This is a genomic window from Candidatus Competibacter phosphatis, assembly GCF_012939995.1.
Lineage (GTDB): Bacteria > Pseudomonadota > Gammaproteobacteria > Competibacterales > Competibacteraceae > Competibacter > Competibacter phosphatis.
The window spans coordinates 1-17,804 of record NZ_SPMZ01000028.1; the positions used below are offsets into that span (position 1 = coordinate 1).

13 protein-coding genes and 1 pseudogene are annotated in these 17,804 nt (G+C 61.1%); 8 read left to right on the forward strand and 6 right to left on the reverse strand.

Annotation, left to right across the window (positions count from 1 at the left end):
* From E4P82_RS10220 to E4P82_RS10250, 8 genes and pseudogenes are all read left to right on the forward strand, one after another.
* The coding region (locus E4P82_RS10220) for an integrase core domain-containing protein (RefSeq protein WP_169248785.1) at window positions 1–303 on the forward strand (303 nt) is incomplete at its 5' end.
* A gap of 180 nt (window positions 304–483) precedes the next feature.
* The gene (locus E4P82_RS10225; protein WP_420887094.1) at window positions 484–2,613 is read left to right on the forward strand and encodes a patatin-like phospholipase family protein; all 2,130 of its coding nucleotides are present in this window, start codon (window positions 484–486) and stop codon (window positions 2,611–2,613) included.
* A 90-nt stretch (window positions 2,614–2,703) separates the two neighbouring features.
* Window positions 2,704–3,483 (forward strand): methylmalonyl-CoA decarboxylase, encoded by a 780-nt coding sequence (gene scpB / locus E4P82_RS10230; protein WP_169248786.1) that lies wholly within the window; start codon window positions 2,704–2,706, stop codon window positions 3,481–3,483.
* A gap of 177 nt (window positions 3,484–3,660) precedes the next feature.
* Window positions 3,661–4,203 (forward strand): lipid-binding SYLF domain-containing protein, encoded by a 543-nt coding sequence (locus tag E4P82_RS10235; RefSeq protein WP_246327507.1) that lies wholly within the window; start codon window positions 3,661–3,663, stop codon window positions 4,201–4,203.
* Window positions 4,204–4,276: 73 nt separating this feature from the next.
* Window positions 4,277–5,305, forward strand: a complete 1,029-nt coding sequence (locus tag E4P82_RS10240; protein WP_169248787.1) for an efflux RND transporter periplasmic adaptor subunit — start codon at window positions 4,277–4,279, stop codon at window positions 5,303–5,305.
* Window positions 5,306–5,413: 108 nt separating this feature from the next.
* Window positions 5,414–6,310, forward strand: a pseudogene (locus E4P82_RS10245) (ABC transporter permease); the annotation flags it as partial.
* A 50-nt stretch (window positions 6,311–6,360) separates the two neighbouring features.
* Window positions 6,361–6,552, forward strand: a complete 192-nt coding sequence (locus tag E4P82_RS23200; RefSeq protein WP_312914691.1) for a hypothetical protein — start codon at window positions 6,361–6,363, stop codon at window positions 6,550–6,552.
* Window positions 6,549–7,235, forward strand: a complete 687-nt coding sequence (locus E4P82_RS10250) for an ABC transporter ATP-binding protein (protein WP_169248788.1) — start codon at window positions 6,549–6,551, stop codon at window positions 7,233–7,235. The genes E4P82_RS23200 and E4P82_RS10250 overlap by 4 nt, the downstream gene beginning before the upstream one ends.
* A gap of 113 nt (window positions 7,236–7,348) precedes the next feature.
* Here the strand turns inward: E4P82_RS10250 and E4P82_RS10255 are convergent, their stop codons facing one another.
* The 6 genes from E4P82_RS10255 to E4P82_RS10280 all read right to left on the reverse strand — a co-directional run bounded on the left by E4P82_RS10255 (window position 7,349) and on the right by E4P82_RS10280 (window position 17,760).
* On the reverse strand, window positions 7,349–10,528 hold the full coding sequence (locus E4P82_RS10255; protein ID WP_169248789.1) for an efflux RND transporter permease subunit: 3,180 nt from the start codon (window positions 10,526–10,528) through the stop codon (window positions 7,349–7,351).
* Between the two features lie 13 nt (window positions 10,529–10,541).
* Complete coding sequence (locus E4P82_RS10260) at window positions 10,542–11,672, reverse strand: efflux RND transporter periplasmic adaptor subunit (RefSeq protein WP_169248790.1); 1,131 nt, start codon at window positions 11,670–11,672, stop codon at window positions 10,542–10,544.
* A 147-nt stretch (window positions 11,673–11,819) separates the two neighbouring features.
* Window positions 11,820–12,773, reverse strand: a complete 954-nt coding sequence (locus E4P82_RS10265; protein WP_246327508.1) for a diguanylate cyclase — start codon at window positions 12,771–12,773, stop codon at window positions 11,820–11,822.
* Entirely contained in the window at window positions 12,745–15,249 is a 2,505-nt protein-coding gene (locus tag E4P82_RS10270; protein ID WP_169248791.1) for an ATP-binding protein, read from the reverse strand. The genes E4P82_RS10265 and E4P82_RS10270 overlap by 29 nt, the downstream gene beginning before the upstream one ends.
* Window positions 15,242–15,832, reverse strand: coding sequence for a hypothetical protein (locus tag E4P82_RS10275; RefSeq protein ID WP_169248792.1), 591 nt, complete (start codon window positions 15,830–15,832; stop codon window positions 15,242–15,244). The genes E4P82_RS10270 and E4P82_RS10275 overlap by 8 nt, the downstream gene beginning before the upstream one ends.
* Before the next feature lie 38 nt (window positions 15,833–15,870).
* Window positions 15,871–17,760, reverse strand: coding sequence for a TonB-dependent receptor plug domain-containing protein (locus E4P82_RS10280; protein WP_211203105.1), 1,890 nt, complete (start codon window positions 17,758–17,760; stop codon window positions 15,871–15,873).
* Between the last annotated feature and the right edge of the window lie 44 nt (window positions 17,761–17,804).

Consider the following 17,804-nt stretch of genomic DNA (forward strand, 5'->3'; position numbering starts at 1 on the left):
CTGATCCAGAGTGATGCCGGTTCGGACTTTACTTCCGACCACTTCCAGCAGGTTTGCCGAAGCATCGGACAGTGGGTCCGTTGTCGCGTCGCCCAGGTCGGCGGCATGGGCATCCTGGAGCGCTTGAACCGCACCTTCAAGCACGAATTCGTCTTTCGTCACGAGGTCAGTACCCTGGCTGATCTCAAGACCCTGTTACCTGGATTCCAGTATTGGTATAACGAGCGCCGGTTGCACAGCCATTTGGAGTATCGTCCGCCCGCCACCGTTTTGGCCGACGAGGTGGCCGCTATACTCTCTTAACTATCGGAAGTCTTTTTTTGGGGCAGTACAACCCTTACCCATCGCATTCAGTCGAGGCCTCCATGAGACGAACTCCGTTCGCCCTGTTCGCCGCCGTGCTCACCGCCCTGTCCCTGGCGGCATCCTGGATCTCGACCGCCGCCGATCTCGCCCCCCCCGCGCCATCCGCGCATCGGCCTGGTGTTGAGCGGGGGCGGAGCTCGGGGCTCGGCCCATATCGGGGTGCTCAAGGTCCTGGAGGAGTTGCGCATTCCCATCCATGTGGTGGTGGGAACCAGCATGGGCTCCCTGGTGGGCGGCTCCTACGCGGCCGGACTGACGCCGGAGATCCTGGAGCAGCGGGTCACCCAAGTCGACTGGAATACCCTCTTCAACGACGACCCGCCCCGCAAGGACTGGCCGGCCCGCCGCAAGCAGGCGTCCGAGGCCCCAACCTTCGACTTTACCGTGGGGGTACGGGACGGTCAGCTCAAGCTGCCCAAGGGAGCCATTTCGGGTCAGCAGGTCCAGTTGTTCTTCAACGATCTGGTCAAGGGCGCGGAAACTGTCCAAAATTTCAACGACTTGCCGATCCCCTTCCGGGCCGTGGCCACCAACCTGGAGAACGGCGAGATGGCGGTCTTCGATCACGGGCCGCTGCCAGTGGCCATGCGTGCCAGCATGTCCGTGCCGGGATTGTTCGCGCCCATGGAATGGGACGACCACATCTACGTGGACGGAGGCTTGGTCCGCAACCTGCCCATCGACGTGGCCCGACACATGGGCGTGGACGTCATCATCGCCGTCAATCTGGGGTCCGGGTACCTCCCTCGCGATCAGCTCGGCAACATCCTCGGCGTCACCGGCCAGATGATTGCGATTCTGACCGAGCAGAACGTCCAGGCCTCGCTCAAGCAGATCGACCCCAAGCGCGACGTGCTGATCGTCCCGGATTTGGGTGACATCACCTCCAGCGATTTTGCCCGTGCCCCGGAAGCCATCGCCACCGGCGTGGCGGCTGCCCGCAAGGCGGCTCCCCAGTTGGTTCGCTACAGCCTGAGCGAAACCGAGTACGCCGCCTGGCAGCGCGGGCGCTTCGGTCCGGGTCATCCGGCACGACAGGTGGGTGAGGTGCAAATCGCTGGCCTGGAGCGAGTCAATCCCGGGGTCTTCGACACTCTGGTCGAGGCCCAAAAGGGCAAGCCACTGGATCGTCTTCGGTTGGAAGAGGATATCCAGAATGCCTACGGTCACGGCGACTACGAACGCATCAGTTACCATTTCCAGCCCCGGTCCGATGGCAGCGACCTGCTTATCGTCAACGCGGTGGAAAAGGCCTGGGGTCCAGGGTATCTGGGTTTCGGATTGGGCCTTTTGGCCGATAACAAGGGCGACAGCCGATTCGGCCTGCGCGCCACCTATGACCAAACTTGGATCAACCCGCTCGGGGCCGAATTTGGCGCCGAGCTGACCCTGGGCAATGCCCCGAACCTGCACACCGAGTTTTACCAGCCCTTGAGTCTCGACCGGGCGGCTTTCGTCGCCCCCTATCTGGACTATGGCTTGAGCCCGGACAGTGTCTTTCTCGACGACCAGCGGGTCGCGCGCTACAACGTGATACGCGGGCGCCTCGGCGTGGATCTGGGCACGACGCGACGCGGAACCGAGTTGCGGATCGGACCCTATTACGGGCAGACCAACGTCAACCTCGATACCGGTTCGCCCGAACTCCCGGTGGGGCGGATCACCGACACCGGGGTTCGCGCCCGGCTCCTCTACGATACCCTCGACAGCGCCGCTGTCCCGCGCTCGGGGACCCGCGTCTTGCTGGAGGTGTTAAACCCGCTTGAAGCCCTGGGGGCCGACGTTCAATACACCCGGGCCTTCCTCAGTGCCACCACCGCCTACAGCTTCGGACCCAACACCCTGGCCTTTAAACTCAAGGGGGGCAGCAGTTTCGGCGAGCAGATGCCCTATTACGACCAATTCCCCTTGGGCGGCTTCCTCAATCTCTCCGGTTACGCCAACGAGCAGTTCCGCGGCAATGATATGGCTTTTGCCGGCCTGGCCTATTATCGCCAGATCGCCGCGCTGCCCCCGCCCATTGGCCGTGGCCTCTACCTGGGTGCCTCCCTGGAGGCTGGTTGGCTGTCGGAGGGCGTGATCCGCAACCCCGACACGGGTCAGAACGTGACCTTGAGTCCCGAGCAGAACGGTTACGGCGGAAGCGTCTTCTTCGGCTCGGACACCTGGATCGGCCCGGCCTTCCTGGGGTTCGGAGTGTCGGGGTCGGGCGAGAGCGCCATCTATGTGCTGATCGGTCAGCCCTGAAACAGATTGGTGATCCATTGATAAGCACGTTTGAACTCCCCATTCGCATCTGAAGCGCTATCCATGCCTGAGTCGCCACCGGAGAAAACCATGCCTTTGATACTGACCGAAATCAGGGACACGATTGGCACCATCGTGATGAACCACCCACAAAAGCGCAATGCGCTCAGCGAGGCGCTGATCGACGAAATCACCGCCGCGCTGGAGTCTTTTCGGAAACAAAATATTCGTGCCGCCGTGCTGCGCGCGCCCGCCGGGGTAAAGGTCTGGTCCGCCGGTCACGATGTCAGCGAACTGCCCGACCGTGGTCGTGACCCGCTCGGCTGGAGCGATTCGCTGCGGGTTCTGGTCCGCGCCATTCAGGAATTTCCCGCGCCGGTCATCGCCCTGATCGAAGGCGGCGTCTGGGGCGGCGGTTGTGAAGTGGCGATGGCCTGCGATCTGCTGGTGGCGACGCCGGAGGCAACTTTCGCCATCACCCCGGCGAAGCTGGGCGTTCCCTATAACCTGGGCGGCATCTTGACGCTGATGAACATGATCCCGTTGCCAGTGGCCAAGGAAATGCTGTTCACGGCGCAACCCATTCCCGCCGCGCAGGCGCTCAATCTCGGCGTCATCAATTACATCAAGCCCGTCGAGGACATCGAGAGTTTCGTTTACGGCCTCGCCACCCACGTTGCCGCCAATTCGCCCTTGAGCATCGCGGTGATGAAGGAAGAGCTGCGACTGCTCGCCAGCGCCCACGCCATCACGCCCGAGTTGTTCGAACGAATGCAGGGCCTCCGCCGTATCGTGTATGACAGCCACGACTACCAGGAAGGATTGAACGCGTTTCGGGAAAAGCGCAAGCCAGTATTCAAAGGCAAATAAATGGCGTTTTATAAGCAAAATTGGGATCGATCGAGCCGTCGTGAGCCCTCTTATCCCGTTCACCACGGATTCAATCCACACACCGAGTATCGAAACATGCGCAATATAGGAAAAGTTTCCGATCTGGGCGTACTGATTGCGTCATTCCGTAAGTTCATGGCATCGTTGATGGTTGTCATGGGGCTCATCGGTTTGCAGGCCTGTTCGACGGCGCCCATGTCCCAATATCAGGTTGACGAGCAACGCGCCTCGGTTCGCGAGATGGCCGACCAGACCTTGGAACGGCTTTACCAGCAATACCCCGATGCCCGCCGGCGGATCGAACGAGCGGCCGGCTACGCGGTGTTCAGCAACTTTGGGCTGAAGATCCTGTTCATGGGGAGCGCCACCGGGGAGGGAATCGCCGTCAACAACGCCACGCGGCGGGAAACCTTCATGCGGATGGTCGAGTTGCAGCCCGGCTACGGTTTCGGAGTGCAGCGGTTCCGATTGGTGTTCGTGTTTGAAGACTCCCAAGCTTTCGACCAGTTCGTGTATTCGGGCTGGGAGTTCGGAGCGAATGCGATGGCGTCGGCGCGGACCAGCACCCAGCAGATGGGGAATCAGTTGGGCGTATCGGTATCGCCGGGCGTGCTGATGTACCAAGTCAGCGAGGAGGGCGCCATCGTCGGAGTCAGCATCACCGGCGCCAAATACTATCCGGATCCCGATTTGAACTGACGCCATCCGATTTGCCGGCTCCAGCGGCGCCCACGCCCTGCACGGCCACTGCGGGAGCCGGTATGATGGGCGGATGAAAAAGCATGGCTTTCTTTGGACGATCATCGCGCTGGGTTTGCTGGCGGCCGGCGGTTTCTGGGCATGGCGATGGTTTGGCCCGATCACCGTGGAGGTCGGGCAGCCGACCCGAGGTCCGGCGGTGCGGGCGGTTTACGCCACCGGCACCGTGGAGCCGACCGTCATGCTGCCCATCGCCCCGCGCAATTCCGGCCGTCTGGTGGAACTCAAGGCCGACGAAGGTGACCGAGTCCGCCAGGATCAGGTGCTGGCCCGACTGGAAGACGCCGATTTGCAGCGCTCGGTCGATGAGTTGGAGGCGCGGGCGCGCTTCGCGAAATCGCAATTCGACCGTGCCCAGACACTTTATGAACGCAAGCTGGGCTCGCTGCTGGAGCGCGACCAGGCGCGGTCCGAATGGCAGGTGGCGGAAGCGAGCCTGGCCCGTGCACGCGCCTTGCGCGGCTTCATGACCCTGACCGCGCCGGCCGATGGTCAGATCCTGCAACGCGATGGCGAGATCGGACAGTTGATTCCCGCCAACCAACCGATTTTCTACTTCTCCTGCTGCGCGCCGTTGCGGATCGAGGCCGAGGTCGATGAGGAAGACATTCTGCTGGTGCGGCCCGGACAGCGGACACTGATCCGCGCGCCGGCCTTGCCGGACCAAGTGCTGGAGGGCGAGGTCACGGAAATCACCCCGAAGGGCAACCCGGTCACGCGCAGTTATCGAGTGCGCATCGGTTTCAAGGGCGACACACCACTGCGGATCGGGATGACCACCGAGATCAACATCGTGGTGGATCGGCGAGAGAATGCGCTGCTGGTGCCGGCGACCGCCGTGGTCGAAGGTCAAATCTGGGTCGTGCGCGACGGCCGCTTGCATCGCCAGCCGGTCGAAACCGGTATCCACGGCGAGTTGAAGACGGAGATCCGGTCCGGCCTGACCGAGACCGACCGCATCGTGATCCATCCCTCCGCTGGACTGGAGGAGGGACACCGGGTGCGCGCCACCGTCATCGATCAAGTGCCCGCCGCCGGATAAGCCGTGTCGCTGCAACTCTCCATCGCCGTCACCCAACTGATCAGCCGCCGTCGGCCCACCCTGGTGTCATTGACCGGCATCGCGCTGGGGGTGGCATTCTTTCTAGCGGTGTCCTCGCTGATGCGCGGTTCCGAACGGGATTTCATCAAGCGGTTGATCGACAATAGCCCGCACATCACCGTCTCCGACGAATACCGCAAGGCCCAGAGGCAACCGGCCGCCGAGCAGTGGCCGGACGGCGCGGTCGAAGTGCGGCGGGTCAAGCCGCTGACCGAGGTGCGCGGCATTCGCGGCCACGCGCAAAAGCTGGTCTTCGTCGAATCGCTGCCCGGCCTGCGCGCCGCGCCGGTGCTGATGGGGTCGGTGGTGCTGACCTTTGCCGGGCGCAACGAAGGCGTCACCCTCAACGGCATCATCCCAGCGAAGATGAAGGGGGTGTCCACCATCGAGGAAAAACTGACTCAGGGCTCGCTGGAGGCGCTGGCCGCCAATCCGAACGGTATCGTCATCGGCGAAGGGCTGGCCAAGAAGTTTGGCCTGAGCATGGGCAGCGTGATGAACGCCGCCTCGCCGGGTGGGGAGGTACGTACCCTGAAGGTGGTCGGCATCTTCCGCACCGGCAATGCCAGCTACGACGAGAACCAGACTTTTTCCCTGCTCAAGCGGGTGCAAGGCTTGTTGGACCGGGCCGACCGGGTCAACCGTTTCATCATCCAGCTCGACGATCCCTACGCCGCCCGCGATGTCGCCGCCGTCATCGAACGGCAGGTCGGCTACAAGGCGGTGTCCTGGCAGGAATCGGCCGAAGATCTGATGAGCGTGCTGCTGGTGCGCAACCTGATCATGTACAGCGTGGTCTCGGCGATTCTGGTGGTGGCCTCGTTCGGTATCTACAACACCATTTCCACCATCGTCATGGAAAAAATCCACGACATCGCCATTCTCAAGTCGATGGGCTTCCACGCCCGCGACGTCCGTCGGATCTTTCTGGCGGAAGGCGTGATTCTCGGCGCGCTCGGCAGCCTGTTCGGCGTGACTTTGGGCATGGGGCTGATGTGGTTGCTGGCCCAGGTCGAGATCAAGCCGCCCGGCGCAGCGATCTGGTGCATCTGCCGATCTACTGGGGTTGGGAGCAGTATCTGCTGGCGGTGGGGTTCGCGCTGGTCTCGGCGGTGGGGGCGGCCTACCTGCCGGCGCGCAAGGCCGGGCGAGTGCAGCCGGTGGCGATCCTGCGAGGTCTGGCGTGACCCCGATCCTAGCGGCCGAGCGGCTCGGGCGGGTGTTGGCCGGCGAGGTGCCGGTGACCTTGGTGCGGGATATCGACCTGGAGGTCGGTCGCGGCGAATTCCTGGTCATCATGGGACCGTCCGGGTCCGGCAAATCGTCCCTGCTGTATCTGCTGGGCCTGCTCGATACCCCGACCTCGGGCCGGATTCTGCTGGACGGACAGGACACCTCGGGTTACGGCGAGGACCAGTTGGCGGCGACCCGCTTGCGCAAGCTCGGCTTCGTGTTCCAGTTCCATTTCCTGCTGGCCGAATTCACGGTGCTGGACAATGTGCTGCTGCCGATGCGCCGACTGGGCGTCCTCGACGAGAATGCCGCCCGGCGGCGGGCCGAGGATCTACTCAATCAGTTCGGCCTGCGGGAACACGCTCGCAAGCATCCGCACCAACTCTCCGGTGGCCAGCGCCAGCGGGTGGCGATTGTCCGGGCGTTGGCCAACGACCCGCTGATCATTCTGGCCGACGAGCCTACCGGCAATCTGGATACTCACGCCTCGGCCAACGTCCGGCAAATCCTGCACGATCTGACCCGCCAACTAGGGACCACCGTCATTGCCGTCACTCACGACGTCACTTTCGCCAACGCCGCCGATCGGCGCATTGGTATCGTCGATGGCCAGATCGATCCAGAATGGCAAATGTAGGTGGGATGATTTTGCCTGATTCCGGCACAGCCTTTTCTTCAGAATCAAGGCAACGGAGCCTTGAAATTTCCGTCCCATTGTTGCGGGTGTACAGCATCCGCGGTAATGCCTTGCTAACCGAGGCTTTCCCGCTCACGTCCTTCCCTCACTGCGCTAACGATATCTTCCCTCGTCACATCGAGCTCAATGTCCTTCACCACCGCCGCCGCCTGTTCGGCGTCGCGGTCGTGAGCGTGATCCTTGGCGATCAGGATGTACAACGCCGGCACGATGAACAGGGTGAACAGGGTACCGATCGCCATGCCGCCCACCAGCACCAGACCGATGGAGTTACGGGCGGCGGCGCCGGCGCCGCTCACCAGCGTCAACGGCAGATGGCCAGCGATGGTGGCGGCGGTGGTCATCAGGATCGGCCGCAGCCGGGTCAGGGCGGCGTCCCGCACCGCGTCGAGCTTGGAGAGGCCCGCGAACTGGCGCTTATTGGCGAATTCCACGATCAGGATGCCGTTCTTGGCGATCAGGCCGATCAACGTGACCAAGCCCACCTTGGAATAAATGTTCAGCGTGGTGGTCCAGCCGGCGGTCAGCGCGAAGGGGATGTTTGGATTGGGCATCTTCAGAAAGGTGAACAGCAGCGCGCCGAACATCGCGAACGGTACCGAACCGAGCAGGATGATGAACGGGTCGCGGAAGCTGTTGAACTGCGCGGCCAGCACCAGAAAGATCAGGATGATGGCGAAACCCATGGTGGTGAAGAACTTGCCGCCGCCCTCCAGCCGGAGCTGGCGCGATTCGCCGGTGTAATCGATCACATAACCTTGCGGCATCAGCTTGGTGGCCTCGTCTTCCAGAAAACGCAGCGCCTCATCGAGCGGGCGGATCGCCACTCCACTGATCTTGACCGCGTTCAACTGCTGAAAGCGATTGAGCGAACGCGGTTCGGTGCTGTTGCGCAGGGAAGCGACGGTGCTCAGCGGGATCAGTTGATTGTTCGGTCCGGTGACGTAGATGTCGTTCAGTTGGTCGGGATTGAGCCGGCCCGCCCGCTGCACCTGGGGGATGACCTTGTAGCTACGGCCAGCGATGTTGAAGCGATTGACGAAATTGCCGCCCACCGCCGCGCTGAGGTCGGCGCCGACCTGCTGCAAGTTGAGGCCGAGATCGGCGACCTTGTCGCGGTCGATGACGATCTCGGTCTGCGGCTGGTCGATCTTGACGTCGATCAACGGCGGGAAGGCGAATAGACCGCTTTGCATCGCCTTCAATTGCACCTGTTTGGCGATGTCGAGGATTTGCTGGGTGTCGGCGGTCGAGGCAATGATGAACTCCACTGGAAACTGACCGCCGCCGGGCAGCGCCGGCGGTGTGACCGGGAACATCTGGATGCCGGGGATATGTTGCAGTTTCTGCTGGATCTCGGGCAGGATTTGAAAGACGGTGCGTTCGCGCTCGTTCCAGGGTTTGGTCACCATGCCGCCGAAGCCCGAGGTGGGAAAGGTGATCTGAAAGGTGAACTCGGTTTCGGGGATGCTCTGAAAAGCGTCGTTGGCGGCGGCGGCGAAGGCGCTGGTCTGATCCAGGGTGGCGTTGGCGGAGGCATCGACGATGCCGAAGATCACCCCCTGATCCTCGGACGGCGCCAGTTCCTCCGGCGAGAACATCCACATCGGCACCACCACCAAAAACAACGCGCCCCAGACCAGATAGGCCGCCGGGCGCGCGCTCAGGGCGCCGTCGAGCAGCCGGCCGTAGAATCGCTTCAATCGTTCGAATGCGGCATTGATGTGAGCGGGCAGCCAATGCCGTTCGTCTTCCGCGCTCAGCAGCTTGGACGACATCATCGGCGACAGGGTCAGCGCCACCACGCCGGAGATGGTCACCGAACCGGCCAGGGTGAAGGCGAATTCACGGAACAGTGCGCCGGTCAGCCCACCCTGCAAGCCGATCGGGGTGTAGACCGCGATCAGGGTGAGCGTCATGGCAATGATGGGGCCGACCAGCTCGCGTGCCCCCAAAATCGCCGCGTCGAAGGGACTCTGGCCCTCGCGCAGATGACGCTCGACGTTTTCCACCACCACGATGGCATCATCCACCACCAGACCGACCGACAGCACGATGGCCAGCAGAGTCAACAGGTTGATGGTGAAACCGAAAACCTGCATCAGGAAAATGCCGCCGATCAACGAGAGCGGGATGGCGATTACCGGCACCAGCACCGAGCGCACCGAACCGAGAAACAGGAAGATGATGATCACCACGATCAACAAGGTCTCGCCCAGGGTCTTGATCACCTCCCTGATCGCGTTGTTGATGTAGTCGGTGGCATCGTAGGCGACTCGCGCCGCCAGACCGGTGGGTAAATCTTTTTGGATCAAGGCCATCTCGGCGCGGACCCGGCCGATGACGTCGATGGCGTTGGCGTTGGGCAGCGGAAAGATGCCCATGAACACGGCGGTCTGCCCGGAGAAGCGGACCTCGGCGTCATAGTCCTCGGCACCGAGCGCGACATCGGCGATGTCCCGCAGTCGCACCAGAGTGCCGCCCTGTTCGCGGATCACCAGATTCCTGAATTCCTCGACCGAACGCAGATCGGTGTTGGCCGTCAGGTTGACCTGGATCAACGCCCCCTTGGTACGACCGATGGCGGCCAGATAGTTGTTGGCGGCCAGTGCCTGGCGTACCTGCGCCGGGCTGATGTTGAGCGCGGCCATCTTGTCCGGTTTCAGCCAAACCCGCATGGCGAAGGTGCGCGCGCCCAGAATTTCGGCGCGCTGCACACCTTCCAACGCCGACAGTCGCGGCTGCACCGCCCGCACCAGATAATCGGTGATTTCGTTCTGTTGCAGGATGTCCGAGCTGAAGCTCAGGTAGGCCGAAGCGAACTCGCTGTCGGCCGATTCGATGTTGAGTACCGGCACTTCGGCCTCGGGCGGCAGATCGCCGCGCACCTGATCGACCTTGGAACCGATCTCAGCCAGCGCCTTGGTCGGGTCTTGGTTGAGCTTGAGGCGGGCGGTGATGGTCGATAGGCCCTGAGTGCTCTGCGACTCCAGATAATCGATGCCGTCGGCGGCGGCGATGGCGCGCTCCAGCGGCGTGGTGATGAAGCCACGCACCAGATCCGCGCTGGCGCCGACGTAGACGGTGGTGACCTTGACGCTGGCGTTGTCGCTGCGCGGGTACTGCCGCACGTTGAGGGTGAAGATGGCCTGGATGCCGGCGATGATGATCACCAGATTGACCACGATCGCCAGCACGGGGCGGGTGATGAACAGATCGGTGAAGGATTTCATGATGGGCTCGGCATCAGGAGTCGGTGGGTTTAGGGTTGATTTGGAAGTCGGGAGCCAGCTTGTTGTCGATCACCACCGCCATGCCGTTGCGCAGCTTGAAGAGCCCGGTGGTGACGATGGTTTGCCCGGCGCTCAGTCCCGAATCGACCACCACGAAATCGCCGCGGGTCTTGCCGAGCCGCACGAACTGCTGGTTCAGCACCTTGTCGACCGCGCCGGTCTTTTCATCCTTCTTGTCCTCGACCACGAACACCGAATCGCCGTAGGGTGCGTACAGCACCGCCGTGGCGGGAATCATCAGCACCTGTTCGGTGGCCGGCAGCACGGCGGCGACATCGACGTACATGCCGGGTCGCAGCAGGCCCGATGGGTTCGCCAGCGTGGCCTGCATGCGCACGTTGCGGGTGACCGTTTCGACTTCGGGGTTGATCGCGGTCAATTTGCCTTCGAAATCCCGGTCGGGAAAGGCGTCGGTGGTCACCCGCACCGTCAGGCCCGTCTTGAGCTGGGCGAGGCGTTGCTGAGGCAGGGAAAAGTTCACGTACACCGGATCGAGCGATTGCAACGTGACGATGGAGGTGCCGGTGTCGAGGAACTGGCCGAGGTTGACCTGGCGGATGCCGGCGCGGCCGGCGAAGGGCGCGCGGATCGTCTTCTTTTCGATGACGGCGCGGATGTTGTCGATCTGGGCGTCGGCCTGCTTGGCCTGGGCGTTGGCGCTATCGAGGTCGGCCTGGGACACCATGTTCTTGCCGCGCAGGTCGCGCGCGCGCACCAGGTTGGCGCGGGCCAGTTCGGCGCTGGCGACGACCGAACGCAGTTGGGCCTGCTCGACGCCGCTGTCGAGTTCCACCAGCAGCTCGCCGGCCCGCACGTTCGCCCCGGATTCGAAAGCGATCTGTTTGACCGTGCCCGCCACCTCGGCGCTGAGCATGACACCCTGAACCGGGGCGATCGAGCCGACGGCGGTCAATGTCGGCTGCCAGGTATCCCGCGTCACTTCGGCGGTGGTCACCGTCTCCGGCGGCGGCGTGAAATTGGCCCCTTGCGCGAACATGGTCTGAAACTGCAAGACCTTGAGGCCGGCGAGCGATCCCACCAGCAACAGCACGCCGATCAGGGCGAGGATGATTTTCTTGGCCATACGCTAAGGCTGTCCTTGACCGAATATTCATCGGTGATACTGGATGTTGATTTGAGGGGATTGAGCGCGAGCGTCCGAATCGTCCGCCAGCCGCAACCACTCGCGCCTACTGGGTCTTGAGCTCTGAACAGGGGTACGATCTGGCGATCAGGTCAAATCTCCGATCTGGGCTGCATTCGGATCTCCCAGAACCCGGTTTCTCCCCGCTTGTTTTGCCTGATACAAACGATGATCGGCGCTCTCGATCAAGGTCTGGGGTTCCATATGCGGATCGGGCCGCAAGGTCGCCACGCCCATGCTGACGGTGACGAATGGACAAACCGGCGAGAGCGGGTGATCGCTCCGCCGAGATGCGACTCGTTCCCGCAACCGTTCCGCTATCGCCATGGCGCCGGTGTGATCGGTCGCCGGCAACACACAGGCGAATTCCTCGCCGCCGTAACGGGCCACCAAATCGGTGCGCCGCGACAATCCTTCCGCCAGTGTTTGCGCCACGGTTTTCAAGCATCGGTCGCCAGCGGGGTGGCCATAATGGTCGTTGTAGGCCTTGAAGTAGTCCACATCCGCCAAAATCAGCGAAAGCGGTCTCCCAGTACGAGCCGCGCACAACCATTCGCTCTTTAGGAACTCATCGAAGCGGCGGCGGTTGGGGATTCCGGTCAGGCAGTCGGTCAGCGAGAGCGTGGCCAGAAAATCCCGGTAGCGTTTCAATTCCAGATGAATGCCAACCCGCAGTTTGACAATGCCGGGGCGCACCGGTTTGGTCAGATAATCGACGGCGCCCAGTTGCAGGCCGATCTCCTCGTCTTCCTCTTGATCCTTGGCGGTCACGAAGATGACCGGTATTTCCCGAGTGTCTGGATTTTGTTTCAGTCGAACGCAGACTTCGCGTCCATCCATCTCCGGCATGAGGACGTCCAAGAGGATCAGATCCGGTAACTGCTCCCGCGCCACGGCCAGCGCGTCCGAACCATTGGTGGCGAAGAGAACTCGATAATGATCGGACAGCACATTGTTCAAGATTTCAATGTTTTCGATCATATCGTCGACCACCAGAAGGGTCGCTCGCTGTTCACCGAGCAGGGTCATCTTCTCTTCCATCGAGCACGATTCCCAGGGAGTTGGCCATGCAGGTCAGGACCCGCAGCGCCTCGGTAAAATTTAGTCGTTCAATCTGCTGACCGACTTCGTGCAATTGATGTCGGGTTGCAAGGTCCACGGCCTGAGCCGCCACCTCGCCAAACAGCTTTCTCGCCCGAAGATCGCGCGCTGCAAGCAATTTCGCCAAATCATTCAGCATCTTCGCCCACTGTTGACGGCCAAGCGGCGGTTCGGTCGCCGATCGCGGAAGTATCGCCGGGTCCGCCGTCGGATTCAGCGCCAGTTCCTGGATGCTTGTCAGTGCCTCGCGCAACGCCACTTCCGCTTGTGTCAGGCATCGGGGAACGTCATCGGTCCCATCGTTTAGCGCCCGTTCCAAGCTCCGCATCGCCTGTTCCAAGGATACGGCGGAAAGATTTGCCGCTACTCCGGTCAAGGCATGCGCCCGATGTATCGCCTGTTTCCAGTCGTCGGCATCCAGGGCTATCCGGATTTCCGCCAGCATGTTGCCGTAGTGGTCGGGAAAGCGCGCCAAAAGCCGCCGGTGGAGCGCTTCGTTACCGCCAAATCGCCGCTGGCTGGCCACCAGGTCGAAACCCGGCATTGCGGCGGGTAAGGAGGATGCGGCGGCGGTGTTGGGCGACGCTTCGGCTCCGGGTTCCGCGCCCGAATGGGTGACCGGTTGCGCGGATGTGACCGCCGCCTTCTTAATCCAACGCTGCAAGGTCCGGTACAAGATCGGGACATTGATCGGCTTGGCCAGATAATCGTTCATGCCGGCGGCCAAGCAGCGTTCTCGTTCCCCAGCCAGCACATTGGCGGTCATCGCGATCACCGGCAGCTCGGCATGGCGCGGATCGGCTCGCAGCCGCCGAGTGGCTTCGTAACCGTCCAGCACCGGCATCTGCAAGTCCATCAGTACGACATCGAATCCGCTGGGATTGGCTCGTACCTGGTCTAGCGCTTCCTGGCCATTGTCGGCCATCCACACCAGCAATCCAGCCTGACGCAGAATATCCCCGGCCACTTCCTGATTGATGGGTTGATCCTCCACCAGCAGCACCCGAGCCCCACGCAATTGAGTCGCTTCTTCAAGCGAACGGACCGGCCGTTGGGTGGATTCCGTTTGGGACGGTTCGGCGTGGCCGAAAGTGGCGGTAAAACGAAAGACGCTGCCTTGGCCCAGGGTGCTGGTCACTTCGATCCGCCCACCCATCATTTCCACCAACCGTTGGCTGATCGCCAAGCCTAGCCCGGTGCCGCCGAAGCGCCGGGTGATCGAGGAGTCCGCCTGACTGAACACTTGAAAAAGCCGAGCCTGTTGTTCCGGTGTAATGCCGATGCCGGTGTCCCGCACCGCGAATTCCAAAATGGTTTGTTCCGAGGAACTCTCCATCATTCGGATAAAAACCTCAACCTCGCCGTGTTCGGTGAACTTGATCGCGTTTCCCGCCAGGTTCAGCAGTACTTGCCCCAAGCGACCGGGGTCGCCGCGCAGATACTTCGGCACCCGTTCATCCTCATGAAACTTGAGTTTCAGTCCCTTCTCGATGGCTTGAAATCCCAGCGCGCTGCGAATTTGGTCCAAGACCGCGCACAAATCGAAGGATACGACCTCAAGCTCCAAATGTTCGGCTTCGATCTTGGAGAAGTCCAGGGTATCGTTGACGAGTGTCAGCAGTGTATGCGCCGAGTGTTCCATTTTTCTTAACCGATCATCCAGCCTTGGTGGCGGCTGGTCTTGCCGGGCCAGGTGGAGCAACCCTTGAATGGCGTTGATCGGAGTACGGATTTCATGACTCATGTTGGCTAGAAACTGACTCTTGGCCCGATTGGCTTCATGTGCCTCCTGTTCAGCCCGCTGCCGTTCCAGCACCTCGCAGCGCAGGCGATGACCCAAGGCAAGCACCCATCGCCAGACCACCAGCAGCAGCACCAGAATCAATAGGGACTCGGCGATCAAGGTCCGACGAATGTCTAGCTTCAGCGTCTGAAAAAACAGGGGGCTGACATAAAACCGGGCAATGCCCAGCAGTTCATCGGTTAAGGGGGCATAAAGTGGGACTTCGACTCGAAAATAGTCTTGGCGATCCATGTGTCCTCGTCCCAAATCCAACGTTCCCTTGGCGGCGGGTATGACTTCGTAGTCCAACTCCAGCATCAGCCCAACGATAAGAGGCTGACCGGTGGCCGGATCGGTGACGAGCAGAATTTTATCCATTGCCGCAATCACCTCGTTGACGGAAATCGTATCGCCGCGCGGTTGCAATACTTCCGCCAGAGGAACCGCCTGCGCTTGGGCCAGCAGTTTGGCGTTGGCATCCGCCGCCAGAAATAAGCGGGGTTGCAGCAAGACGAACCAGTAAACCGCCGTTACGCCCGCTACCGCTAGCACCAGCGACATGAATGACAGCGTGAGCTGGAAAACGATCCGGTCGGCTTGCCGCCTGGCATGATGACCGGCGCCTTTAGTCATGAATCTTGGCTACTTTGAGCAAGAGACTGTTCAGCCGGATACCGGACTGCTTCAAAGTGGTCTCGTTGATATAGGGCATGACCCGCACCTCGATGGCTAAGCCGGCCAAGGTTCCCTTTTCCACCTGCCCCGCGAACGGGGAAAATACGATTCGCTGGTGATCGATGCCATACCGAATGATCGCCTCCAAAGCAGGGTCCGGTAGCGGCTGCACCAGATAAATGGCTGCTGGCGTTCGCTGCCGCAACTCCTTGAGATGAGCGAGATCGGTGAGAGTGATCTGGATGGGAAAATTTCTGATCTTGCCTTGCTCGCTACCGCGACCCGATTCTTGCAGCGCCGTGGCGAATTGCTCGGCCTGGGTCCGATCATCCTGATAGACCAAGGCCAATTCCAACCGGCCTTCGGCATTCACTTTCTCCGCCAAATCCCGATCCGCCGCCAGCATGGTGCGAAACAGGCGCAGCCCGATCTGAACCCGTTGTTCCTGCGGACCGCCCAACGCCCCATGCAAAACGCTCAGGAAGCCCAGCAGGATTCCCAACAACAATGACAGATGGTTCGGCGAGCGAGAACCGGGCATTGTGCAACGATTACTCCAGCCATTCCGGGCGGGCGGCATCAAAAGTCATACGAAATCTGTCCCCAGATCAGGCTATCGGGAAAATCGGAAGTGATCACGCGGAGCGGACCTCCGATCAGGGAGCGCTGATCCGCCTGCAAAAGATTGCGCACCCCCAGCCGCAGCGTCAGTCCTTTTGTCCAGATATCGAACAGGTTCAGGGTGACGGCGACCCGGTGTTCCGCTGCGGAATCCACGCTCGCGGCATGGCGTTCGCCTATATAGTTCCAATAAGCAGTGAGCAGCATTCGGTCGGTGGGCCGGTAGAACAAGGCCAGGTTCCCTAGCCAATCGGTGGTACCAGGATCTTGGTTATTGGTTCTTTCGCCGGGAGGTAGCATGCGACCGTCTCGGCTATCGCTGTAAGAGAGATTGAACGAGGACTTGAACTGAGGGGACCATTGTTGTTCCCATTCCAGTTCCACGCCCGCTGTCCGTGATGAACCGACGTTGCCAAAATCGAAACTGGGCGATCCCAAAGGGGTGATATGATTTTCCATCTGGGAATGAAACAGTGTCAGCCGCAGCACCCGATCCGCTAGGCGATTGATGTAGCTGAGTTCGGTGGTTGCCACGGTTTCCGGCTCCAGATCAATCTGGGTATTGTTCGGAAATAGCTCCCAGAATGTCGGTGCTCTGTAGCCTTCGGCATACTGGGCTTTCAGAATATGGACATCCGAGAGTCGCCACACGGCGGCCAAACGAGGGGTGAGGAGATTCAGATCAAGATCGTCGCGATGGTCGAAACGCAGACCGGCGGTGATCGACAGCCGGTCGGACGCCTCATACTGATCCTGTAGGCTGATACCGTAGTAACGCCAGTTTACATCGCTCTGATTCACCGCCGGAGGTCGGGGGTTGTTGGAGGGAGGACTGGGTGACGCTTTAAAAGCTTCCTCGATACGAGTGTCTGCATACGAGAACTGCGCTAACCAGCGATGACGTTCCATCCCCCGCCAGGAAAGTTCCCCGCGCCCTTCCCAGGTGTGCCCCAGAAAGTGCTGACCCCTTGTCTCAAAATCATTATCCAGGTAAGAACCATACAGGTTCGCGGTGGTGTTCGCCGTCAGTTCGAAGGTTTGACGCGCCTCGAAGGCCTCGGTGCGTTCGTTGTAGCCTACCCCCTGGTCATTTTGATAGTCGCGATGAATGGCCTGAGCGGTGAGTTGGAATCCCCGATGCGCAAAGATGGCGATACCGGATGGTTGGTCGTCCTGAGCGTGGAGGCCGACCTGGGCTTCCACCGAATTACCGGTTAGACCGGCAATATTGAGACTGAACCGGGTGGCGTCGTCCTCACTTCGATAAGCATACTGTCCTCCGAGCGTGGTCGTGCCATGTTCGTCCACCCGCGCGAATGTTCGAGTATTCTCTTTGCGGGTCAGAATATTGAGTACCCCATTATAGGCATAGTCGCCGTACAGGATCGCGCCAGGACCCCGGATAAACTCGATGCGATCCACCTGCTCGATCGGCAGGGATAATGCTTGGGAGGAAAGCCCAGAATTGTCTCGACTCATTGGCACCGAGTTCAACAGCACCTTGATATTGCCGGAGTTAAACGGAGCGCTGAATCCTCGGACCGCCACCAGCAAACCTCCCTGACCTCCCTGGTTGATCATTACGCCGGGAATCAGGGCCAGCGCGTCCCAGACCGTGCGCATGCCCAGTGCTTCCAAATCCCGGCCTTGCAAAACCGTCACCATGCCTGGCACATAATCGGCGTTCAGTCGGTTTTTGGTGGCGATTTCGGTGCTTTCGTCCAACACCTGCATTAGTTCCCTCAACCATTGTTCGTCTTCGCTGGCTGGGACAGCGGCCAAATCAGCGGAAGCTTCCTCGGCCAATGATGGGATACTAATGCTCAGCGAGAACGTTGTTGCCAGCACCCATTTCATCCAACATCTTGGCCTGTCACTATGGTTTATCACAT